We start from the raw sequence: 21,354 nt of genomic DNA, 5'->3' as shown, positions 1-21,354 counted from the left end.
GTTCACGACTTCGCCGTCTGCAGCGCGAAGGGGTTGAATTCGTTGGTGTACACGTCCTTCACCGCCACCTTGCCCGCGGCGAGCTTGCCTTCGGACTGCAGGACGTCGATGTAGTACTGGATCGGCGGCTCGGTCACCACCAGGTCGTCGACATAGGCGTAGCGGTCGACGTTCTTCAGGTCCATGTTGATGCGCTTGGCCACGAGCTTTCGCGCGTCCTCGGTGTTGGCGTTGACCCAGTTGCCCGCCTTGGCCAGCGCCGCCACCACATCGCGCACCGCCTCGGGGTGCTGGCGGATGAACTGGCCGTGCGCGCTGTAGGGCGCCATGCCGCCGAGGCCGCCATCGAGGTCGAAGTCGCTCCACAGGCGCACCAGCGATTCGGCGTTGTCCGCGCGGCCCGAGAAGGGCGCGTGAATGATCGCGAGGTCGGTGTTGCCGGTCACCAGCGTCTGCTCGGCCTGCTCGTCGGGAATGACGACGAAATTGATCTTGTTCACGTCCACGTCGTGCTGGCGCAGGTACTTCTTGGTCACGAACTCGGCGCAGGCGCCGAAGCTGTTGAAGCCGATGGTCTTGCCTTCGAGGTCCTTCGGGTTTCGTATGCCCGAGTCCTTGCGAACGAAGTACTTCATGTGCGGCGCTTCCTGCAGCGTCTTGCCGCCCGCGGCCACCACCTTGAGGTCCGCACCCGAGGCAATGGCCGAGATCACCAGCGGCACCATGCGGCTGCCGAAGTCGATCTCGCCCGTGCCCACGAGCGGAATGATCTGCGGCGCGGCGATCTTGCCGACGTACTCGGGGCGGGTGTTGGTGCCCTCGAAGTAGCCGAGCTCGTCGGCCAGGTAGACGAGGTCGAACGACGGGTTGTTCGGGTACTTGAAGGCGACCTTGTCGCCGGTCTTCTTCACCACGGCCGGGCCGCTGGCGGCTGCGGTCTTGCTGCTGTCTTCGCGCGAGCAGCCCGCGAGCGCCAGGCCGCCGATGGCCGTCAGCGATGCAAGGGTCTTGAGCGCCACGCGGCGGGAAGGAATGGAAGAGGGCGTCTCGATGGGCATGGCGGCGCGCTCCTGCACGGGAGCGGTGGGGCTGGTGGGAAAGCGACGATCCTAGAAAGCCCTGCCCGCGTCACCAACGAAGAAAACCGCGCATGCATATGCGCAAACGCGCGGGCATCATGTCGCTCCCTTTCCACTTTCCATCCCACTTCATGACCTACCTTGCCGCCCCCGAGCGCTACGACGCCATTCCCTACCGCCGCGTCGGGCGCAGCGGGCTCGTGCTGCCCGCGATCTCGCTCGGCCTGTGGCACAACTTCGGCGACAGCACGCCCATCGATGTGCAGCGCAAGCTCCTGCGCACCGCCTTCGACCTGGGCATCAACCACTTCGACCTCGCCAACAACTACGGCCCGCCGTACGGCAGTGCCGAAACCAATTTCGGCCGCCTGCTGAGAGAAGATTTCAAGGCGTATCGCGACGAACTCATCATCTCCAGCAAGGCCGGCTGGGACATGTGGCCCGGTCCCTACGGCCAGGGCGGCGGCTCCCGCAAATACGTGCTCGCGAGCCTCGACCAGAGCCTGCAGCGCCTGGGCCTCGACTACGTCGACATCTTCTATTCGCACCGCTTCGATCCGCACACGCCGCTGGAAGAAACCGCCTCCGCGCTGGCGCAGGCCGTGCAGCAGGGCAAGGCGCTCTACATCGGCATCTCGTCGTACTCCGCCGGCAAGACGCGCGAAATCGCCGCGCTGCTGCGTGAATGGAAAGTGCCGCTGCTCATCCACCAGCCGGCCTACAACCTGTTCAACCGCTGGATCGAGAAAGACCTGCTCGATGCCACCGACGAACTCGGTGCGGGCGTGATCGCCTTCACGCCGCTCGCGCAGGGGCTGCTCACGGACAAGTACCTCAAGGGCATTCCGGCCGATGCGCGCATCAACCGGCCCGGCGGCGGTTCGCTCAAGCAGGAGCACCTGTCGGGCGACAACGTGGAACGCGCACGCGCACTCAACGAGATCGCCCAGCGTCGCGGCCAGAGCCTCGCGCAACTCGCGCTGACATGGACGCTGCGCGATCCGCGCGTGAGTTCGGCGCTGATCGGTGCGAGCCGGCCCGAACAGATCGTCGACAACGTCGCGGCCCTGCGCCATGCGCCGCTGAGCGCCGAAGAACTCGCCGAAATCGACAAGTACGCGGTGGAAGGTGGCGTGAACCTCTGGGAAAAGCCGTCGACCGACTTCGCGTAAGGACAGCCTTCGCTGCCGCGCTTATTCCAGCGTGAACCCGATCTTCACCGTCACCTGCCAATGCGCGACCTTGCCGTCCACCACATGGCCGCGCGTCTCGGTGACGGTGAACCACTGGATGTTGCGCACCGTCTCGTGCGCCTTGGTGATCGCGGTCTGCACCGCGTCCTCGATGCCGACGGGCGACGAGCCGGTCAGCTCGAGGGACTTGTAGACGTGGTTCGACATGTCTCTGCTCCTTGTGAATTGGCGTGGGGCCATCGTAGTCATGGCGTGCCGCGGCGGGTGGAATTTCTGCATCAGGTAACGCGCAATCCTTCTTTGAGAAAGCGAAGTGCCTGCGCAGAATCGCCCCAGCGTTCACCCGGAAGTTGTTCATGCCACAGCGCAGTCTCTATGTTTCCCCGGCGGCCCAGGCCCGCCACGTTCTCGCGCAGACCACGGCAGCGTGGCGCATCGCGCCGTCTTCGCCGCACGAGGTGGCGCGGCGTGCGCCGCACGGCTATGTGCCGATCCGCGCCATGCGGCGCTTCCACGCGGCAGCGGCCCTGGCCCTGCTGCCGCACTCATGGTGAGATGCTGATCGTTCTTTCAGGCTTGCCCGGCTCGGGCAAGACCACCGTCGCACGCGAGCTCGTGAGGCGGCTTTCGGCCGTCTATCTGCGCATCGATGCCATCGAGCAGGCGCTCGTGTCGGCGAAGGTGCTGGCGGGGGAGGTCGGCCCTGCGGGCTACGAGGTTGCCTATGCGCTGGCGCGCTCGAATCTTGCGCTCGGCCTCACGGTGGTGGCCGATTGTGTGAACCCGTTGCCGGTCACGCGCGAAGCATGGCGCGCGGTCGCGTCGAGTGCGTCGTCGCCTGTGCTGGAGGTCGAGATCGTTTGTTCGGATGTCGCGGAGCACCGCCGGCGCGTGGAGCTTCGCACGCCCGACATTCCGGGGCATGCGCTGCCCGACTGGGCCTCGGTCCTGCGACACGACTACGCGCCGTGGACCACGGATCGCCTCCTCATCGACACGGCCGCCTTCAGCGCGAGTGACGCGGCGCAGCGCATCGTGAGCGCCGCGCGCGCCTGAACACTCTGCAGATATCGATATAGGAAATCAGCGCAAACGGTGCGCGTGATGCCCAAGAGAATTCGCAGCAATTCTTTCAAAGGCATCCCTGCCGCACACCGTGTCCTATTCGCTCTCATTGCTCGACAAGAGCCTGATCCCCGAAGGTGCCGACGCCGCCCAGGCGTTCCAGCACACCATCGCGCTGGCACAGAGCGCCGAGCGCCTGGGCTACAAGCGCTACTGGCTCGCGGAGCACCACGGCAATCGCGGCTATGCCGGTTCGGCGCCCGAAGTGCTGGCCTCACACCTGCTCGCGAAGACGTCGCGCATCCGCATCGGCACGGGCGGCGTCATGCTTCAGCACTACAGCCCGTTCAAGGTCGCGGAGACTTTTCGGGTACTCGCATCGCTCGCGCCGGGCCGCGTGGACCTGGGTGTCGGCAAGGCGCCCGGCGGACTGCCGCTGACCAGCAAGGCGCTGCAGTGGCTGCACGATCCAGAGAAGAAGGAAGACTTCGCGGTGCGCCTCGCCGAGCTCGATGCGTTCCTGCACGACGGGGTCGCTGCGGACCATGCGCTGGCCGGCGCGGTCGCCACGCCGAACCCGCCGCAGTTGCCGCAGCGCGTGCTGCTCGGCGGCACGCCGGAGAGCGCGTTGCTCGCGGCGCGCCTTGGCTGGGAGTTCGTCTATGCGGGGCACTTCAACGGCGACCCGGTGAACATCGGGCAATCGATCGAGGCCTACCGCTCGGCCACCGGCCGCGCGCCTTTGCTCGCGCTCTTCGCCTTCGCGGCCGAGACGCATGAGAAGGCCGCTGAACTCGTCGGTGCGCTGCGCAGCTTCAAGGTGCACCTGCCCAGCGGCCAGAGCGTGAACCTCGGAAGCCTCGAGGCTGCAGCCGAGTTCGCGCGGCAGGCCGGCGTGACCGACTACCGCACCGAGGAGCGTCGCCCACACGTGATCGCAGGCACCGCCGACGAGGTGCGCGACGAGCTCGACGCACTGAGCGAGCGCTACGGCATCGAGGAGTTTGTCATCGACATCCCCGTTGCCGGTTTCGCCGAGCGCGCCACCGCCGTCGAACTGCTGGCCCAGGCGCACGAACCCGCGCTGGCCTGAACTCTTTCGCCTTTCCCTTTCCACCCCTAGAAGAACGAGTCGCGATGAGCAACATCAAGTTCGGCGTCATGCTGCAAGGTGCCGGCAGCCACATGAATTCATGGAAGCACCCGGGCGGTCCGGCCGATGCCAGCGTGAACCTCGACTTCTTCGTGCGCACCGCGAAGAAGGCCGAGGACAATGGCATCGCCTTCGCCTTCGTGGCGGACGGGCTCTACATCAACGAGAAGTCGATCCCGCATTTCCTCAACCGCTTCGAGCCTATCTCGATCCTGTCGGCGCTCGCGACCGTCACCTCGAAGATCGGCCTGGCGGGTACCGTCTCCAGTTCGTACAGCGACCCGTTCACGGTGGCGCGCCAGTTCGCCTCGCTCGACCTCATCAGCGGCGGGCGCGCGGGCTGGAACGTGGTGACCACGCCGCTCGAAGGCAGCGCGAAGAACTACAGCCGCAATCATCCCGAGCATGCGCAGCGCTACGAGATCGCCGACGAGTACCTCTCGGTGACGCAGGGCCTGTGGGACAGCTGGGATGAAGACGCCTTCACGCGCAACCGCGAGAGCGGGCAGTTCTTCGATCGAGAGAAGCTGCACACGCTGGATCACAAGGGACGCTTCTTCCAGGTCGCCGGGCCGTTGAACATCCAGCGTTCGCCGCAGGGGCAGCCGGTGATCTTCCAGGCCGGTTCGTCGGATGCGGGCGTGGGCCTTGCGGGCAAATACGCCGATGCGGTGTTCACTCATTCGCCCTCGATCGAGGAGACGCGCGCTTTCCTGAAGCAGGTGAAGGCCAGCGCGGTGGCGCAGGGTCGGCAAGCCGACGACGTGAAGATCTTCCCCGGCATCGGTCCGGTCGTCGCGGCCACCGAGGAAGAGGCCGAGGCCAAGTACCGAGCCATTCGCGAGCTGCTGACCATCGAGGAAGCGCTGGCGTACCTGGGCCGCTTCTTCGACCACCACGACTTCAGCCAGTACCCGCTGGACGAGGCCTTCCCCGAACTGGGCGACATCGGCCGCAACAGCTTCCGCTCGACCACCGACCGCATCAAGGCCAAGGCGAAGGCCGGCGGCCAGACCTTGCGCGAGGTGGCACTCGAAGTCGCGACGCCGCGCACGCAGTTCGTGGGCACGGGCGAGCGCATTGCGGACGAAATCATCCGCTGGGTGGACGAGGGCGCGGCTGACGGCTTCATCCTCGGCTTTCCGGTGCTGGGGCAGGGGCTGGACGACTTCATCGAGTTCGTGATTCCGGTGCTGATTGCGCGTGGTCGATACCAGCGCGAATTGCCCGGGCAGACCCTGCGCGATCACCTCGGGCTGCCGCGGAAGGCGAGCCGTTATGCGACGGCAAACAACGCCGGTGCGGCGAGAAAGGCCGCGTGATGAGCGAACAGTTCCTCTACACCACGCCCCTCGACCCGCGCGCCCAACCGCTGGTCGAAGGCCTGACCTTCGAATACGACAGCCGCTACGGCGACGTGCTGCGCGAGCCCGGCGCACCGCGCGAGATGGACCGCTATCCGCCCGAGGTGTTCGCACCGCCGCACGGCAACTTCGTGCTGCTGCTGCGCGGCGGCATTGCCATCGGCGGCGGAGCCTTCATGCGGCATGACGAACGCACCGCCGAACTCAAGCGCGTGTGGACGCACACCGATCTGCGTCGGCAGGGCCTTGCGAGCAAGGTGCTGCTGGAGCTGGAGGCGCAGGTGCGGCGCCAGGGCTACGAGCGTATCTATCTCACGACGGGATTTCGCCAGCCCGAGGCCGTGGGCCTCTACCGAGGCCATGGCTACACCGCGCTGTTCGAAGAGGTGGCGGACCCCGAGGTGCCGCGCAAGCTGCCGTTCGAAAAGCACCTTGTGGTGCCGCGCCACCATGGCCAGACCGCAGCGGTGCTGAGCGAGGCGGTGCAGCGATGAACACGACCACCCTCCTTGACGTCGGCGCCGAGCCGCGAAGCCCGGCGCCGTCCCGTCCTGTGGCCAGGCCCGAACCTCCGGCGCCGCTGCAAGTCGCGCCCGCCAAGGGCGACTACTCGCATTTCCGCGTGGTGCCCGCAAGGTACCCGGCGCGCACGGTGGGCACGGTGTTCGCAGTGCTGCTCATCGGCATCGTGCTGTATTCGGTGCTGACCAATCCGCGTTGGGGGTGGGGCGTCTTTGCCGAATGGTTCTTCGCCGAGCCGGTGCTCGCCGGGCTCGGCCGCACGCTGCTGCTGACGGCCTTGGGCGCGGTGTTCGGTTTCCTGCTCGGCACCGGGCTGGCGCTCGCGCGCGTCTCGCGCTCGCCGCTGCTGGCGCGGCTGTCATGGGTGTTCACCTGGCTCTTCCGCTCGGTGCCGATCATCGTGTTGCTGTTGATCATCAACAACCTCGGCTATCTCTACGAGACGGTGGCACTGGGCATTCCGGGCACCGACATCACCTTCTTCTCGTACCCGACCACGCAGTTGATCAGCCCGTTCGTCGCGGCACTGCTGGGCCTCACGCTGAACCAGGCGGCCTTTGCCTCGGAGATCGTGCGCGGCGGCATCCTGTCGGTGGAGCAGGGGCAGCTCGAAGCGGCGGCGGCGCTAGGGCTTTCGCGCAAGCGCCAGGCCTTTCGCATCGTGCTGCCGCAGGCGATGCGGACCATCTTGCCGACGGCGTTCAACGACATCATCGGCCTTGCCAAGGGCACGTCGAACCTCTACATCCTCGCGCTGCCCGAGCTGTTCTACACGATCCAGATCATCTACCGCCGCAACCTGGATGTGATTCCGTTGCTGATGGTGGCGACGGTCTGGTACCTCGTGATCCTCACGGTGCTGTCGGTCGCGCAGCACTACATCGAGCGGCATTTCTCGCGCGGTGCGCTGCGCAATCCTCCGCGCTCGCGGTTGGCCGGCGTGGCGCGCGGCCTGTGGCGGGCGAAGGCGCCGGTGGCCGCAGAGCCTGTGGTGTCGGCACCGCCCGCACCGGTGCTGGTGCCGCGCTGGACCGATCCGTTCACGCAAGGCGGCGAGGTCACGATCCACGGCGTCTCCAAGAGCTTCGGCGCGCTCAAGGTGCTCGACGATGTGACGCTCACCGTGCCGCAGGGCAGCGTGACCGTCATCCTCGGCCAGTCGGGTTCGGGCAAGTCGACGCTGCTGCGTTCCATCAACCACCTGGAGCGCGTGGACGACGGCTTCATCGCCATCGATGGCGAACTCATCGGCTACCGGCGCGACGAAGACACGCTGTACGAACTGCACGAGAAAGACATCCTCAAGCGCCGCGTCGACGTTGGCATGGTGTTCCAGAACTTCAACCTGTTTCCGCACCTCACGGTGCTGGAGAACCTCGTCGAGGCCCCGGTGTCGGTGCGCGGCCTTGCGCGGGCGGACGCCGAGGCGCTGGCTTCGGAGCTGCTGGTGCGCGTGGGCCTCGCCGACAAGACGCATGCCTATCCGCGCCAGCTCTCGGGTGGCCAGCAGCAGCGCGTGGCGATTGCCCGCGCGCTCGCGCTCAAGCCCAAGGTGCTGCTGTTCGACGAACCCACCTCCGCGCTCGACCCCGAACTGGTGGGCGAAGTGCTGGCCGTCATCAAGGAGCTTGCGCGCTCGGGCACCACGCTGGTCATCGTGACGCACGAGATCGGCTTTGCCCGCGAGGTGGCCGACACCATCGTCTTCATGGAGCAGGGCCGCATCCTGGAGACCGGCACGCCCGACAAGGTGTTCAACGCGCCTTCGCATCCGCGCACGGCCGAGTTCCTCGCCAAGGTGCTCTGATTTTTTCTTCTTTTCCCCCGACCGAAGTCCTTCCCATGATCCATCGCAAGAACATCCTTTCCGCGCTCCTGGGCGCCGCCATGCTGCTGCCTCTGGCGGCCTCCGCGCAGCAGCGGGCTGCTGCCGCCGACGACCTGAGTCCGGAACAGGCCGGCCGTCCGCGCTCGCAGAAGGTGGAGGAGGCCGTCAAGCTCGCCAAGGACTTCAAGTTCCTGAAGGAGGGCGTGCTGGTCGTCGGTACCACCACGGGACGGCTGCCGCTGGCGGCATACGCCACGGATACGAAGACGCCCGTGGGCAATGCGCCCGACATCGCACAGCTCGTGGCCGACAGCCTGGGCCGCAAGCTCGAACTCGTCTCCACCGTTTGGGCCGACTGGCCTCTCGGCCTGCAGTCGGGCAAGTTCGACGTGGTGGTGTCCAACGTGACCGTGACCGAGGAGCGCAAGGAAAAGTTCGACTTCTCCACCTACCGCAACGACCAGTTGGGCATCTACGTGAAGTCCGACAGCAAGCTCGGCGCGATCAAGGAGCCGAAAGACATCGCAGGGCTCAAGCTCATCGTGTCGGCCAGCACGAACCAGGAGCAGATCCTCTTGCGCTGGAACAAGCAGAACATCACTGCCGGGCTGAAGCCGGTGGAAATCCAGTACTACGACGACGATGTGGTGCAGCGCCTCGCGCTCCAGTCGGGCCGCGCCGATGCCTACGTCGGCCCCAATGCCCTGGCTGCCTACGAGGCGCGCGACGGAAAGACGCGGCTTGCCGGCCTGGTCTCCGGCGGCTGGCCGCTGAACGCCGAGATCGCGGTCACTTCGCGCAAGGCCTCGGGCATCGCCGAGGCGATCACCGTGGCGCTGAATGCGCAGATCAAGAACGGCAACTACGCGAAGGCCTTGTCGCGCTGGAACCTGAGCTCCGAGGCGATCGAGGTGGCGCGGACCAACCCGCCCGGCTTGCCGAAGAACTGAGGCGAGGGCAATGTCTTTCAGAAGCAAAGCCGGCGCACTGGTCGCCTTCGGCCTGATCGCAATGACGACGGCACATGCCGCCGACAAGTTCGACTTCAGCCCCGAGCAGAAAGGCCGCCTGCACACGGGCAAGGACGCCGAAGCGGTCAACGCCATTCCCCCGGGCTTCAAGTTCGTGAAGGAGGGCGTGCTGACCATCGCGATCGCACCCTTCGCGCCGCCCATCTCCACCTACGCAACCGATGCGAAAACCGTCGTCGGCTTCGACCCCGACTTCGCGCACCTCATTGCCGAGGCGCTGGGTCTGAAGCTCGAACTGCAGCCCGTCGCCTGGCCCGACTGGCCGCTGGGCCTCGCCTCGGGCAAGTACGACGCGGTGATCTCCAACGTGGGCGTGACCGAGCAGCGCAAGGAGAAGTTCGACTTCTCCACCTACCGGCTCGGCCTGCATGGCTTCTACGTGCGCACGGACAGCGCCATCAAGTCCATCAAGGAGCCGAAGGACGTGGCGGGCCTCAAGCTCACGACCGGCGCCGGCACGAACCAGGAGCGCATCCTGCTCGAATGGGACCGCCAGAACGTGGCCGCGGGCCTGAAGCCGATCGCGATCCAGTACTACGACGACGATGTGACGCGTTGGCTGGCGGTGACCACCAGGCGCGTCGATGCCAACTTCAACCCCAACGCACCGCAGGCCTACGAGGCGGCGAAGAACGGACAGCTTCGGCTGGTCGGCACGGTGAATGCGGGCTGGCCGCTGAAGTCGGATGTGGCGGTTGCCACGCGCAAGGGCAGCGGCCTTGCCACGGCGCTGAGCACCGCCGCCAACAACCTGATCCGCAGCGGCATCTACGGCAAGGCGCTCGCGCGCTGGAGCCTTGCGGAAGAGGCGCTGCCGAAATCCGAGATCAATCCACCTGGCCTGCCCAAGTTCTGAAAGCGGCGACACCGTGGCGATCCATCACATCGGCTTTCTCACACCTGGCAACTACGCCGAGGCGAATCCGCTCGCCGGCCTCGAAGCGGCGCTGGCGCTCTTCGAATTCGGCGAGCGGCGCGGCTTCGACAGTGCCTGGGTGCGGCAGCGGCACCTGGAGCGTGGCGTGTCGTCGGCCACGACGATCCTCGCGGCTGCGACGCAGCGCACGCGCCGCATCGAGCTGGGCGCCGCGGTGATCCAGATGGGCTACGAAAACCCGTTCCGCCTCGCCGAAGACCTCGCCACCGTCGACGTGCTCTCGCGCGGCCGGCTGCAGGTGGGCCTGAGTGCGGGCGTGCCGCCGCACGGCGCGTTGCTGGGCAACCGCTTTTACGACGCGGCGCCGAACACCATCGACTTCACGCACAAGCGCGTGGCACGCCTCAGGGCCAACCTCGAAGACGTGCTGCTTGGCGATGAAGACACCTTTGTCGAGTCGGCCGGCGGGCGTGTGCGACCGCGTGTGCAGCCCTATGCACCGGGGCTGATCGATCGGCTCTGGTACGGCGGCGGTTCGTTGCGCTCGGCCGAATGGGCGGGGCGCAACGGGTTCAACCTGCTCTTGGGCAACGTGCTTTCAGGCGAACACACGGACGACTTTCTGCAGGCGCAGTCGGCGCTCATCGAGCGCTACCGCGAAAGCGAGGCCGGGCCGCGCGCGGGCAGGGTGGCGTTGGGCCGCGTGATCGTGCCGCTCGATGGCGCCGATGCGGCCACGCGAAGGCGATACCGCGAGTTCGCAGCGAGCCGCATCGAACGCACGCTGACGCCGCAGGGCGAGCGGCGCACGCTCTTCGCGACGGACCTCGTGGGTACGTCAGACGAAATCCTGGAGCGGCTTCGCAAGGACCCGGTGCTGCCGCAGGTGAGCGAACTGCGCGTGGAGCTGCCCTACAACTTCGCGAGCGAGGAGTACGAACAGATGCTGGACGACCTCGCGCGCCGCATCGCGCCAGAGCTGGGATGGCGTGCCACGGCCGAGCCTGTGCGCGAACCGGCGCTGCTGGTCGCTTGATGCCGTTGCCCCTTTTTCTGCTGGGTGCATCTGCTGAATTGGTTATGGACTTATCGCAAACGCTTCGTTGGTGATCGGTGCCCGCTTGCCTAGAGTCCAGCCTGTCTTTTTCATGATCGTTCACAAGGAGTCCCGCATGTCGATTCTCAGCAGATGGTGGCGAGCCGCGTCCTTCGCCACGCTGACCTTCCTGGCCACATCGCCGGTCGCTTTCGCGCAGGCATCGGCCGACGGCAGCGGTCCGCTCGTCTCGACCGAGTGGCTCGAGAAGAACCTCAAGAACCCGAAGCTGCGCGTGATCGAGGTCAGCGTGAACCCCGGCCTCTACGAGCGCGGCCACATTCCCGGCGCCGTCAACTTCTCGTGGCACAACGACCTGAACGACCGCGTGCGGCGCGACATCGTGAGTCAGGCCGATTTCGAGAAACTGCTGTCCACGGCCGGCGTGGACAAGGACACCACCATCGTCCTCTACGGCGACAACAACAACTGGTTCGCGGCATGGGGCGCCTGGGTGTTCGATCAGTACGGCCTCTCGAACGTGAAGCTGCTCGATGGCGGCCGGAAGAAGTGGGAGGCCGAGAACCGGGGTCTGGACAACCGCGCGCCCGAATACGCCGCCACCCGTTTCAAGGTGACGCAGCCCAACCCGCAGGTGCGCGCGCGGCTGGCCGACGTGCTGGCCGTGGCAGAGGGCAAGAGCGACACGAAGCTGGTCGACATCCGTTCGGCCGACGAGTACAGCGGCAAGATCTTTGCGCCCGCTGGCGCCGCCGAGCTGGCGGTGCGCGCGGGCCACATCCCCGGTGCGGCCAATGTGCCGTGGGGCCGCGCGGTGAATGAAGACGGCACCTTCAAGTCGGCCGCCGAGCTGAAGGCGCTCTATGCCGGCGTGGGCATCGATGGCAGCAAGCCGGCCATCACCTACTGCCGCATCGGCGAGCGTTCGAGCCACACCTGGTTCGCGCTCAACAAGATTCTTGGCTACAAGAACGTGCGCAACTACGACGGCTCGTGGACCGAATACGGCAACGCCGTCGGCGTGCCGGTCAACAACCCGAGCGGCACGGTCTGGGCTTCCAGGTGAGCAATCTGGAGGTGGTTGAAGGATGAGTTCGAGGTGAGTCGGAGTCGGGTTGCCTTCATCGCAACTTGACGGACGACTTTTGAGCGAGCCCTCGGGCTCGCTTTTTTTATGGACTTTTTATGGATCTGCCGGAACGGACATGACGACTTCATCGCTTTCACTTTCCCGCACCGGCCTCGTTGCTGCAACCGCAACGCTGCTGCTGATCGCCGCCGGCGTGCACCTGCTCGGCGAACGCAGCGGTGGCCGGGCGCTCGCATTCGCGCTCGGGCTGGGCGCCGTGCTCGGCGTGGTGCTGCAGCGTTCGCGCTTCTGCTTCTATTGCCATGCGCGCGACTATTTCGAGGGCGGCGACGCGCGCGGGCTGCTCGCCATCGTGGCCGCGCTCGCGGTCGGCACGGTGGGCATGCACGTCGTCATGACGGGCTGGCTGCCGGTGCCGCAAACGGGCCGTTTGCCGCCCGATGCGCACATCGGCCCGGTCAGCTGGGCGCTGGTGCTTGCGGGCCTGGCCTTTGGCGGGGGCATGGTGGTTTCGGGCTCGTGCATCAGCGCGCACTGGTACCGGTTAGGCGAAGGCTCGCCGACCGCGCCGTTCGCGCTGCTGGGGGCCGCCGGTGGTTTTTTGCTGGGATTCAACAGCTGGAACTGGCTCTTCAGCGCCACGATCGCCACCGCGCCGGTGGTGTGGTTGCCGTATTACCTGGGTTATGCGGGGTCGGCGGTGCTGCAACTGGCGTTGCTCGGCGTGCTGAGCGCGGTGCTCTGGCGACGGTTGCCAACGCCCGAAGCACCGGCGACAACGCCGCGCAGCTTTGCCGCTGCGTTGCGCGGCTTGCTGCAAGGACGTTGGGCGTATGGCTGGGGCGGCATCGCGGTCGGTGCGATTGCGGTGATCGTCGTGCTGCGGCTGCGCCCGCTGGGCGTGACGGCCGCGCTGGGCAGCGCCGCGCGCGACCTCGGCAATGCGCAGGGCCTGCTACCGCAACGCCTGGACGGACTCGATGGCTTCGGCGGTTGCGTCACCGCCGTGGTCGAGAGCCTCTGGCAGACGCCCAATGCATTGCTGATCGGCGGCATCGTGGCCGGCGCACTGGCCGCGGCACTCGCGAGCGGGCAGTTCAAGCCCGCGTGGCCGAAGCCGGGTCAGATCGCGCGTGGCCTCGGCGGTGGCGTGCTGCTGGGGTGGGGCGCGATGACCGGGCTCGGTTGCACGGTCGGGAACCTGCTCTCCGGCACCATGGCCGGAGCGTTGTCGGGCTGGGTGTTCGGTGCGAGCGTGCTGTTTGCGGTGTGGGCGGGGTTGCGGGTGCGCCGGCTCAATCGCGGCCGATGAAAACGCCTGCGCACAGCGCAATGCCGACGACGTACAGCAGCCAGGTCCAGGGCACCGCGTAGGGATAGAACATGAGCGCCACGCCAAGCCACTTGCTGCGCCGGCGCCCGGAGCGTTTGCCCCACCGATACGCCGCGATGCCGGCGAGGCCGAACACCACGGCCCCGAAGATGTAGGCCGGGCTCGGCAGCGTGATGCCGAGCGACTGCAGTGCTTGCAAGTTGTCCATGGACGGGTGGGGTGGGATGGGGGGGGTGAGTCGCGCCTGCCTTGGTTACCGGCCGGGCTGCAATTGTTCCCTGAGGATGCGCCGGATCTCCAGAATGGCCAGCGGGTTCTCCTGCACGCTGTGCGCCGACCGAAGCACCAGCTCGGATGCCGCGCCGTCCAGGTGCGCGCTTTCGTAAGGCACGATGCCGTCGCTCGAAAGCGCCTGCACGACACCGGGCGTGTCGTTGCCGATGATCGAGTGGAAGCGCACGCGCGGGTTCATCGGCAGGTCTGACGACATCTGCACGAAGGCATCGCGGTCGCTCAGGTTGTCGATGCTGTTGGGAATGCGCAGCGGCCCGATGTCCTGCTTGCCGGGCGCAATGCGCATCAGCTCGCGGGAAACGTCGTTCAGCTGCCCCAGCATCGCCACCGGCAGCGTGATGAGGTTGGCCACCCAGCGTGCGATGCGGTTGTTGGCGAACGGCGTGCCGCGGTGCGGCGAGGCGATGAAGATCGCGTCGCTCACCTGCGGCAGCGGTTCGAAGCGCAGATAGGGCGCAAGCCGCTGCTCCATGCGCTGCTGCTGCGCACCCTGCATGGGGTAGCTCGCGAGGATCGTGTCCCACAGCTTGTCGCCCGACGAAGACACCAGGAGGCGCGAGAGCACGCCGCCCATGCTGTGGCCGATCAGCGTGATGTTACGCGAGGCCTCGGCCTGGCCCGTCGGGTCGAAGTGCGCGAGCGTCTCGGTGATGGCCTGCCGGATCGCGAAGTTGTTGAGCGCGAGCGGCGCGTTCGTCGGGTAGTACACCTGCCAGATCTGGTAGCGGCGGCGCAGCGTTTCATCGCCCAGCACTTCGTTGGCCACGTTGATCCACGCCTCGGGGCTGCTCGCCAGGCCGTGCAGCATGATGACCGTGCGCCGGTTCGGGTCGTAGGGCTGCATCAGGTAGATGCGCGGCTTGGTGAGGCCGTCGGCGCTGCCGAACAGACTGCGCAGCGCCTGCCGCGCGAAGTCGGAACGCGCGAGCCAGAGACCGTAGCCGGAGGTGAAGTTGGCGGCGAGCGGAACGTCCTGTTCGGCGAGCCGCGTGGTCGAGGTGCGGTAGGGGTCGAACACCACGATGCGCGCGGTGTGCGTGGCGAGCACCTGGCGCAGGTCCGTGCCTTCGAAGCGCAGGAGCGCGGTGAGGCCGGGGAAGGGCATTTCGCTGTAGGGCGGCGTGTCGTCCGCGGTCTTGTGGTCCGCAAAGGAGGGCGAGCGGGGCGAAGGGGGCGAGGGGCGCCGGCTGACTGGTCTCCACCACCAGTTCGGCGCCGAAGCCGTCGCGCCGGTAGGTGTTGCGCAGGCCCGAGAAGGTGAGCGAGGCGGCGGGAATCAGCGCCTGCGGCACCGGATCGTCGGGGCGCAGCTCGAGTGCGGACAGGTCGATGTCGATGCGCCAGGCGCCGACCTGCGGTACGCGGGGCTGCCTGTCTTCGCTTGCGCGGCCGTCCAGGCGGTAGCGGCTGAACAGGCCGGTGATCGCCTGCTGCACCGCGTAGTTGTAGTAGTCGCGCACCTGCGTCTGGCGGTCTTCGAAGGCCCGGTCGCGTGGCTTTCGTGCGGTGAAGAACAGATAGGCGTAGGCATGGCGCGCGCTCTCCAGGTACGCCTCGATGGTTTCGGGCGCGGCAGGCCCGGCGGCGGCACCGCTGGCCTTGCCGGCCGCAAGCGCGACCTGCAGCCACACTTCCGAGAGGGCGGAGAGCCGCTGTTCATCGCTGAGGCCGGTGGAGTCGGCCAGGGCCTGGCGGCAGGCTTGTCCGTTCGCGGTGCACTGGTCGGCGTCCGAGCCGATCACGCGCAGCACCTCCTCCGCCGAGGTGCTGAGCTTGCCGGTGATGAGCACGTCGCCGCGGCGTTGCGCCAGGTATTCGGAGGGCGAGATCGAGCCGACCGTGACGCCCGCGCAGCCGGCCAGCAGCAGTGCGGCGCACAACAAGGCCGGCAATGCGAGGAAGCGTGAAGTCGTCATGGCTTGGCCCCGGCATCGACTGCCATTTCGACACCCGGCAAATCGTTCCGAATGGCTTGCGAGAAGCTTTCCGTGCCGGGGTTCTTGTCGAAGGCGATCGCGCGTTCGGTGATGCGCCCGGCTGCGCGCAGCTGCGCCATGTCGTGGCCCGGTGTCAGGCCGCCCACGTCGTAAAGATAGTCGGGCAGGTAGCCCGAGGCCAGCAGCCGCCAGTCCATGGGCAGGCCCGGCACGACATGTTTGGCGAGCGCGTAGACGATGGTCGTGCAGTTGGCGGTGAGCGTGTTGTAGAAGCTCGGCGCGCGCACCAGCGCGGCGCCTTCGCCGAGATAGCCGAGGAACAGCGAGCGCATCTCCGATTGCGGCAGGCGCACGCGGTACATGTAGACGTCTTCGCCGCGCACGTTGGTGCGCACGCGCAGGATGTCGTGTTCGTCGGCCGCGACAAGGCTGGTTTCGAACTCCTTGAAGAAACCACCGACGGACGAGAAACTCTCGTCGCGTTCTTTTCGGATCTCGATGGAGAAGGTGACGAACTGGCCGTCGTCGAAGCCGAAGGACACGAGCGTATGGGCGATGGCCGGGCCGGCCCAGTAGGAGAGCGACACATCGACCGAGCGAATGCGGTCGAGGTCGTAGCCGCGGGTTTCCCAGCGCGGTGTGTAGTCGGTGTCGCTGCGCCAGTCGAAGTTGCGCACGTTCTCCATCGTGACCTTGTTCCCATAGACGCGCGCGACGAGTTGCCGCGCCACGTCGTCGGCCCAGATCCGGTTTTGCGAGGGCAGGATGGTGCCCCACCACGCGAGCACCATCGCGAAACCCACCGCATACGAGAGCAGGGCGCGTGAAGCCTTGCCGCGCCACAGCAGCGCGATCGCCGCGAGGCCGAAGCCGGCCCAAAGCACGCCAGCCGCGATCTTGAGGGCGGGCGTTGCCGGCAACTGGTACCACAGGGCGGCGCAGGCCCATGCGGCAGAGAGCAGCACGGCGAGCGAGGCCGCGAGACGGCCGAAAAAACACAACAAGGTTCGGATCATGAAGAGGGGGGAAGCTGCGAAGGCACCGAAGCATAGAGCTTGCCCAGGACCGATCCGAACCCTCACTGATCAACAACGCATCAGCAGCACGCCCTCAAATGCCCTCGAACGCTCCTTGTCCAAAGCCTACAACTGGTAAGTCACGAGCTTGAAGTCGGGGTCCTCGGGAAACGACTTCACCGTGAAGCCCAGCCGCCGCACCAGCTTCAGCATGTCGGGATTGTTGGCGAGCACGAGGCCGTCGACTTCTGCCAAGCCCCGATCGCGCGCCACGTCGATGATGCTTTCCAGCAGCCGCGAGCCGATGCCCTTGCCGCTGAACTCGTCGGCCACCACCAGAGAGAACTCGCAACTGGTCTGGTCGGGGTTGGTGACGTAGCGCGACACGCCCACGATGCGTTCGCTGTCGAGAATCGTGCCGTCGGGCGCGTTGCTGCGCTCCATCACCACGGCCACCAGCGCCATCTCGCGGTCGTAGTCGATCAGCGTGAAGCGCGAGAGCATCGAAGGCGGCAGCTCGTGGAAGCGCGAGACGAAACGGAACCAACGGCTCTCGGGCGAAAGGCCCTGCACCAGCGCCTGCAGCATCTGCGCGTCGTTCGGATGCACCGGCCGCACGGTGTAGATGTCGCCGCCCGTGCCAGGGAGCGGCCATTCGCGCCTGTAGCGCGCGGGGTACGGCATGATGGCCAGGTGCTGGTAGCCGCTGCCCACATGGCCCGCCACCGCCTGCGGGCTGCTGTCGACCACGATGCGCGCATCGACCGACACCGCGCCATGCTCGTCCACGATGATGGGGTTGATGTCCATCTCGCGCAGCTCGGGCAGCTCGCACACCATCTCCGACACGCGCAGCAGCACGTCTTCGAGCGCCTCCATGTTCACCGGATTCGCGCCGCGCCATTCGCCCAGCGTCTCGGCCACGCGCGAGCGCTCGATGAGGCGGTGCGCAAGGAACTGGTTGAGCGGCGGCAGCTCCATCGCGCGGTCGTTCATGAGCTCGATCATGGTGCCGCCCGCGCCGAAGACGATGACCGGGCCGAAGGGCTCGTCGGTCACGAGGCCGACGTAGATCTCGCGGCCGCGACGGGCCTTCACCATCTTCTGCACCGTCACGCCGTTGATGCGCGCCTCGGGCGCGAGGCGGGCGACGCGCTCCATCATCTCGACGTAGGTGTCGCGCGCGCTGGTGCCGTTCAGCACATTGAGCGCCACGCCTTCGACGTCGGACTTATGGCTGATGTCGGGCGAGTCGATCTTCAGCGCCACCGGAAAACCCAGTTGCGTCGCGATCATCATGGCCTCGTTGGCACTGCGCGCGAGCAGCGTGCGGGTGATCGGGATGTGGAAGCACGACAGCAGCGACTTCGACTCCATCTCCGTCAGCACCTTGCGCCGCTCGGCCAGCACGCTTTCGATGATGAGACGCGCGCCTTCGATGTCGGGCTTGGCGAGCGCGGAGAGCGGCGGCGGCGTCTGCTGCAGCAACTGCTGGTTCTGATAGAAGGCCGCGATGTTGCCGAAGGCGCCGACGGCCGCCTCGGGCGTGCGGAAGCTCGGGATCGTGGCCTCGGCCAACACGCCGCGCGCAGGGCCGACGGACGCGTCGCCCATCCAGCAGGCGAGCAGCGGCTTGTTCATGGGGCGCGGGATGTCGGCGAGGGCGCGCGCCGTGGCGGCGGCATCGACGCCGGCCTTGGGGGAAAAGATGGCCAGCACGCCGTCGATGTGGCTGTCGGCCGAGGCGGTGTCGATGGCGGCGCGGTAGTGCGCGGGGGTGGCGTCTTCGGAAAGGTCGATCAGGTCGGTGAGCGTGGCGAGCGGCGGCAGCGCGGGGTGCAGCAGCTTCTGCGCGGGCGCGGAGAGCTTGCCGAGGTCGAGGCCGATCTCGTTGATCCAGTCGGCCGCCAGCACGCCGGGACCACCGCCGTTGGTGACCACGGCAAGCCGCTTGCCCACGGGCCGGTAGCGCGAGGCCAGGCACTTGGCGGCGGAGAACAGCTCGACGAAGGAGCGCACCCGCACGGCGCCCGCGCGGCGCAGTGCGGCATCGAAGACGTCGTCGCTGCCGACGATCGATGCGCTGTGCGTCTGCGCCGCCGCGTTGCCCGCGGGCTTGCGCCCGGCCTTGAGCACCACCACCGGCTTGGCATGCGAGGCCGAACGCAGCGCGCTCATGAAGCGGCGCGCGTCCGAAATGCCTTCGAGGTACACGATGATGCTGTGCGTGGCCTGGTCGTTGGCGAGGAAGTCGAGCACCTGGGGAATGTCGACCGACGTATGCGGGCCCAGCGACACCACACTGGAAAAGCCGACGCCGTTCTGCCGCGCCCAGTCGAGCATCGAGGCGGTGAGCGATCCTGACTGCGACACCAGCGCGAGCGGCCCGGCCTTGGCCAATGGCCCTGCGACGCTGGCATTCAGATGCAGCAGCGGGCGCTGGAAGCCCAGCGAGTTGGGCCCGAGCAGGTGCACGCCCTCGCGGCGCGCGATCTTGCGCCACTGGGCCGCCTGCTCCGAGGCGATGCCGTTGGAGATGACCACCGCGGCCTTGCAGCCGATGCGCCCGGCGATCTCGAGGGCGGCCGCCACGTCCTGCGGCGCGAGCGCGATGAGGGCGAGGTCGGCATGCGTCTGCGAGAGTTCTTCGAGCGTGCCCTTGGTGCGCACGTCGAGGAAGCGCAGCGTGCCGTCGAAGCGGTTCGCGCGAAAGGCCTCGCGCAGCACGCGGCCCGATGCGGTCTGGCCGCCCGGGTCGCTGGCGTTGCCGACGAAGGCCACGGCGGAGGCGGGGGCGAAGAGCGGGGTCAGGAAGTGCTTGTCCATGGCTTAGTGTGCCCCGATCACCTGGGCTTGTGCGAGCTCCTGTACACTCCGCCTCCCATGTCGTGCCTCCAACTCCACACCGCATCCACCGCCGCCGCCCGCATGGGCCGGATGATGCCGCCTGCATTCCCGCAGGCAATGGGTGCACGAATGATTACCTCCATTACCACCGCGGCCACCTGAGCACGCGCAGGTGGCCGTTCCGGCAGCCACCTGGTGAATCGCTCTTCTCCCCGAAGGAATGAAACCCAGCTCTGGCAGCTGGGTTTTTTGTTTGTTCTTTCGTTCGGAGAAGCTCCATGTACCGCGATCCAGTCCTGTCCCTTCAGCCCCTTCACGGTGTTCCCGTGGCCATGCGCCCGCTGCGCGTGGGCATGATCGGCATCGGCACCGTGGGCTCCGGCACCTTCCGCGTGCTGGCTCGCAACCAGGCCGAGATTGCCGGCCGGGCAGGACGCGGCATCGAGGTGGTGATGGTGGCCGCGCGCAATCTGCCGCGGGCGGCCGGCATCGTGGGCGACGGCGTCCCGCTGACCGATGACCCGATGCATGTCGCCACGCACCCCGACGTCGACGTGCTGGTCGAAGTGGCTGGCGGCACGGGCCCGGCGCGCGACTGGGTGCTGGCGGCCATCGCGCATGGCAAGCACGTGGTCACGGCCAACAAGGCGCTGCTGGCGGAGCACGGCGCCGAGATCTTCGCGGCGGCGCGCCAGCACGGCGTGGCGGTGGCGTACGAAGGCGCGGTGGCGGTCAGCATCCCCATCGTGAAGGCGCTGCGCGAAGGGCTCACCGCGAACCGCATCGAATGGGTGGCCGGGATCATCAACGGCACCACCAATTTCATCCTGAGCAAGATGCGCGACGAGGGCCTGGACTTCGCCGCCGCGCTCGCCGAGGCGCAGGCTCTGGGCTACGCCGAGGCCGACCCGGCCTTCGACATCGAAGGCATCGACGCCGCGCACAAGTTGACGCTGCTCGCCGCCAATGCCTTCGGCTCGCCGGTGCGCTTTGCCGATCTGCAGGTGGAAGGCATCACCGCGCTGCAGGGCTTGGACGTGGCCTGCGCGGAACAGCTGAGCTACCGCATCAAGCTGCTGGGCATCGCGCGCCGTCGGGAAGAGGGCATCGAGCTGCGCGTGCAGCCCGCGCTCGTGCCCGCCGCGCACCTGATGGCGCATGTGAACGGCTCGATGAACGCGGTCATGGTGAAGGGCGACGCGTCGGGCGTGACGATGTACTACGGCGCTGGGGCCGGCTCGGAGCAGACGGCATCGGCCGTCATCGCCGACCTGGTCGACGTGGCGCGGCTCGATGGCACCCATGCCGGGCAGCGCGTGCCGCACCTGGGCTTTCATGCGCATGCGATGAACGAGCTGCCGGTGTTGCCACGCGCTGCAGTGCGGACTTCCCACTACCTGCGCGTCCCCGTGCATGCGGCAAATCAGATCGAAGCGGTTGCGGCCTTGCTGGCTGGACAACAGCTGCCGGTACAGCAGGTGGTGCTGGCGGCGGAGCGGCCAGAGACGGGGCCTCAGGTGCTGGTGCTGACCGGGCCGGCCGCGCAGAGCGCGATCGATCTCGCCGTGCATGCGCTGCAGGCGCACCCGGCAGTGAATGGCGCCGTGACGACGCTTCGCGTGGAGGCGCTTGCGAGCTGAATGACTTGAGGCACGTGCGCCTTGCGGA

General features: G+C 67.2%; 20 protein-coding genes. 14 read left to right on the top strand and 6 right to left on the bottom strand.

What is annotated here, in order from left to right; genetic code table 11:
* Positions 1 to 2 precede the first annotated feature (2 nt).
* Complete coding sequence (locus tag QF040_RS06595; protein WP_429610353.1) at positions 3 to 1,058, bottom strand: ABC transporter substrate-binding protein; 1,056 nt, start codon at positions 1,056 to 1,058, stop codon at positions 3 to 5.
* A gap of 152 nt (positions 1,059 to 1,210) precedes the next feature.
* Here QF040_RS06595 and mgrA point away from each other — a divergent pair, with 152 nt between their 5' ends.
* Complete coding sequence (gene mgrA / locus QF040_RS06590) at positions 1,211 to 2,251, top strand: L-glyceraldehyde 3-phosphate reductase (RefSeq protein ID WP_429610352.1); 1,041 nt, start codon at positions 1,211 to 1,213, stop codon at positions 2,249 to 2,251.
* Between the two features lie 21 nt (positions 2,252 to 2,272).
* On the opposite strand, the gene QF040_RS06585 is transcribed toward mgrA, so the two are convergent.
* Positions 2,273 to 2,479, bottom strand: coding sequence for a dodecin (locus QF040_RS06585; RefSeq protein WP_429610351.1), 207 nt, complete (start codon positions 2,477 to 2,479; stop codon positions 2,273 to 2,275).
* 149 nt (positions 2,480 to 2,628) lie between these two features.
* On the opposite strand from QF040_RS06585, the gene QF040_RS06580 reads away from it, so the two are divergent.
* From QF040_RS06580 to QF040_RS06530, 11 genes are all read left to right on the top strand, one after another.
* The gene (locus QF040_RS06580; protein ID WP_429610350.1) at positions 2,629 to 2,826 is read left to right on the top strand and encodes a hypothetical protein; all 198 of its coding nucleotides are present in this window, start codon (positions 2,629 to 2,631) and stop codon (positions 2,824 to 2,826) included.
* A 1-nt stretch (position 2,827) separates the two neighbouring features.
* On the top strand, positions 2,828 to 3,328 hold the full coding sequence (locus QF040_RS06575) for an AAA family ATPase (protein WP_429610349.1): 501 nt from the start codon (positions 2,828 to 2,830) through the stop codon (positions 3,326 to 3,328).
* Positions 3,329 to 3,428: 100 nt separating this feature from the next.
* On the top strand, positions 3,429 to 4,430 hold the full coding sequence (locus QF040_RS06570; RefSeq protein WP_429610348.1) for an LLM class flavin-dependent oxidoreductase: 1,002 nt from the start codon (positions 3,429 to 3,431) through the stop codon (positions 4,428 to 4,430).
* Positions 4,431 to 4,474: 44 nt separating this feature from the next.
* Positions 4,475 to 5,812, top strand: coding sequence for an LLM class flavin-dependent oxidoreductase (locus tag QF040_RS06565; protein ID WP_429610347.1), 1,338 nt, complete (start codon positions 4,475 to 4,477; stop codon positions 5,810 to 5,812).
* Positions 5,812 to 6,348, top strand: coding sequence for a GNAT family N-acetyltransferase (locus QF040_RS06560; RefSeq protein WP_429610346.1), 537 nt, complete (start codon positions 5,812 to 5,814; stop codon positions 6,346 to 6,348). Before QF040_RS06565 ends, QF040_RS06560 begins: the two co-directional genes overlap by 1 nt.
* Complete coding sequence (locus QF040_RS06555) at positions 6,345 to 8,183, top strand: amino acid ABC transporter permease/ATP-binding protein (RefSeq protein ID WP_429610345.1); 1,839 nt, start codon at positions 6,345 to 6,347, stop codon at positions 8,181 to 8,183. The genes QF040_RS06560 and QF040_RS06555 overlap by 4 nt, the downstream gene beginning before the upstream one ends.
* Before the next feature lie 35 nt (positions 8,184 to 8,218).
* A complete protein-coding gene (locus tag QF040_RS06550; protein WP_429610344.1) occupies positions 8,219 to 9,154 on the top strand; it encodes an ABC transporter substrate-binding protein in 936 nt (311 codons plus the stop codon).
* A gap of 10 nt (positions 9,155 to 9,164) precedes the next feature.
* Positions 9,165 to 10,091: an ABC transporter substrate-binding protein gene (locus QF040_RS06545; protein ID WP_429610343.1), complete on the top strand. Its 927-nt coding sequence runs from the start codon at positions 9,165 to 9,167 to the stop codon at positions 10,089 to 10,091.
* A gap of 13 nt (positions 10,092 to 10,104) precedes the next feature.
* Positions 10,105 to 11,148 (top strand): LLM class flavin-dependent oxidoreductase, encoded by a 1,044-nt coding sequence (locus tag QF040_RS06540; RefSeq protein ID WP_429610342.1) that lies wholly within the window; start codon positions 10,105 to 10,107, stop codon positions 11,146 to 11,148.
* 136 nt (positions 11,149 to 11,284) lie between these two features.
* On the top strand, positions 11,285 to 12,235 hold the full coding sequence (locus QF040_RS06535; protein WP_429610341.1) for a sulfurtransferase: 951 nt from the start codon (positions 11,285 to 11,287) through the stop codon (positions 12,233 to 12,235).
* 139 nt (positions 12,236 to 12,374) lie between these two features.
* Positions 12,375 to 13,571, top strand: a complete 1,197-nt coding sequence (locus tag QF040_RS06530) for a YeeE/YedE family protein (RefSeq protein WP_429610340.1) — start codon at positions 12,375 to 12,377, stop codon at positions 13,569 to 13,571.
* On the opposite strand, the gene QF040_RS06525 is transcribed toward QF040_RS06530, so the two are convergent.
* Both QF040_RS06525 and QF040_RS06520 read right to left on the bottom strand, forming a co-directional pair.
* Entirely contained in the window at positions 13,555 to 13,800 is a 246-nt protein-coding gene (locus QF040_RS06525; RefSeq protein WP_429610339.1) for a hypothetical protein, read from the bottom strand. The genes QF040_RS06530 and QF040_RS06525 overlap by 17 nt on opposite strands.
* A gap of 45 nt (positions 13,801 to 13,845) precedes the next feature.
* Positions 13,846 to 14,991 carry an esterase/lipase family protein gene (locus QF040_RS06520; RefSeq protein WP_429610338.1) on the bottom strand — a complete coding sequence of 382 codons (1,146 nt, stop codon included), beginning with the start codon at positions 14,989 to 14,991 and terminating at the stop codon, positions 13,846 to 13,848.
* Between the two features lie 16 nt (positions 14,992 to 15,007).
* Here QF040_RS06520 and QF040_RS06515 point away from each other — a divergent pair, with 16 nt between their 5' ends.
* Entirely contained in the window at positions 15,008 to 15,793 is a 786-nt protein-coding gene (locus QF040_RS06515; protein WP_429610337.1) for a hypothetical protein, read from the top strand.
* Between the two features lie 5 nt (positions 15,794 to 15,798).
* Here QF040_RS06515 and QF040_RS06510 read toward each other — a convergent pair whose 3' ends face one another.
* Positions 15,799 to 16,839, bottom strand: a complete 1,041-nt coding sequence (locus QF040_RS06510; protein WP_429610336.1) for a DUF4105 domain-containing protein — start codon at positions 16,837 to 16,839, stop codon at positions 15,799 to 15,801.
* 126 nt (positions 16,840 to 16,965) lie between these two features.
* Positions 16,966 to 19,665 (bottom strand): GNAT family N-acetyltransferase, encoded by a 2,700-nt coding sequence (locus QF040_RS06505; protein WP_429610335.1) that lies wholly within the window; start codon positions 19,663 to 19,665, stop codon positions 16,966 to 16,968.
* A 299-nt stretch (positions 19,666 to 19,964) separates the two neighbouring features.
* On the opposite strand from QF040_RS06505, the gene QF040_RS06500 reads away from it, so the two are divergent.
* Positions 19,965 to 21,326, top strand: a complete 1,362-nt coding sequence (locus tag QF040_RS06500; RefSeq protein ID WP_429610334.1) for a homoserine dehydrogenase — start codon at positions 19,965 to 19,967, stop codon at positions 21,324 to 21,326.
* Positions 21,327 to 21,354 lie beyond the last annotated feature (28 nt).

It is taken from the genome of Variovorax sp. W2I14, assembly GCF_050435205.1.
Lineage (GTDB): Bacteria > Pseudomonadota > Gammaproteobacteria > Burkholderiales > Burkholderiaceae_C > Variovorax > Variovorax paradoxus_C.
Note: the sequence above shows the minus strand (reverse complement) of the source record. Positions and strands in the feature narration are given on the sequence as shown.

Coding starts and splice junctions, on each gene's coding strand:
- QF040_RS06595 (WP_429610353.1), bottom strand. CDS start 1,058: ATGCCCATCGAGACGCCCTCTTCCATTCCTTCCCGCCGCGTGGCGCTC.
- mgrA (WP_429610352.1), top strand. CDS start 1,211: ATGACCTACCTTGCCGCCCCCGAGCGCTACGACGCCATTCCCTACCGC.
- QF040_RS06585 (WP_429610351.1), bottom strand. CDS start 2,479: ATGTCGAACCACGTCTACAAGTCCCTCGAGCTGACCGGCTCGTCGCCC.
- QF040_RS06580 (WP_429610350.1), top strand. CDS start 2,629: ATGCCACAGCGCAGTCTCTATGTTTCCCCGGCGGCCCAGGCCCGCCAC.
- QF040_RS06575 (WP_429610349.1), top strand. CDS start 2,828: ATGCTGATCGTTCTTTCAGGCTTGCCCGGCTCGGGCAAGACCACCGTC.
- QF040_RS06565 (WP_429610347.1), top strand. CDS start 4,475: ATGAGCAACATCAAGTTCGGCGTCATGCTGCAAGGTGCCGGCAGCCAC.
- QF040_RS06560 (WP_429610346.1), top strand. CDS start 5,812: ATGAGCGAACAGTTCCTCTACACCACGCCCCTCGACCCGCGCGCCCAA.
- QF040_RS06555 (WP_429610345.1), top strand. CDS start 6,345: ATGAACACGACCACCCTCCTTGACGTCGGCGCCGAGCCGCGAAGCCCG.
- QF040_RS06550 (WP_429610344.1), top strand. CDS start 8,219: ATGATCCATCGCAAGAACATCCTTTCCGCGCTCCTGGGCGCCGCCATG.
- QF040_RS06545 (WP_429610343.1), top strand. CDS start 9,165: ATGTCTTTCAGAAGCAAAGCCGGCGCACTGGTCGCCTTCGGCCTGATC.
- QF040_RS06535 (WP_429610341.1), top strand. CDS start 11,285: ATGTCGATTCTCAGCAGATGGTGGCGAGCCGCGTCCTTCGCCACGCTG.
- QF040_RS06530 (WP_429610340.1), top strand. CDS start 12,375: ATGACGACTTCATCGCTTTCACTTTCCCGCACCGGCCTCGTTGCTGCA.
- QF040_RS06525 (WP_429610339.1), bottom strand. CDS start 13,800: ATGGACAACTTGCAAGCACTGCAGTCGCTCGGCATCACGCTGCCGAGC.
- QF040_RS06520 (WP_429610338.1), bottom strand. CDS start 14,991: ATGCCCTTCCCCGGCCTCACCGCGCTCCTGCGCTTCGAAGGCACGGAC.
- QF040_RS06510 (WP_429610336.1), bottom strand. CDS start 16,839: ATGATCCGAACCTTGTTGTGTTTTTTCGGCCGTCTCGCGGCCTCGCTC.
- QF040_RS06505 (WP_429610335.1), bottom strand. CDS start 19,665: ATGGACAAGCACTTCCTGACCCCGCTCTTCGCCCCCGCCTCCGCCGTG.
- QF040_RS06500 (WP_429610334.1), top strand. CDS start 19,965: ATGTACCGCGATCCAGTCCTGTCCCTTCAGCCCCTTCACGGTGTTCCC.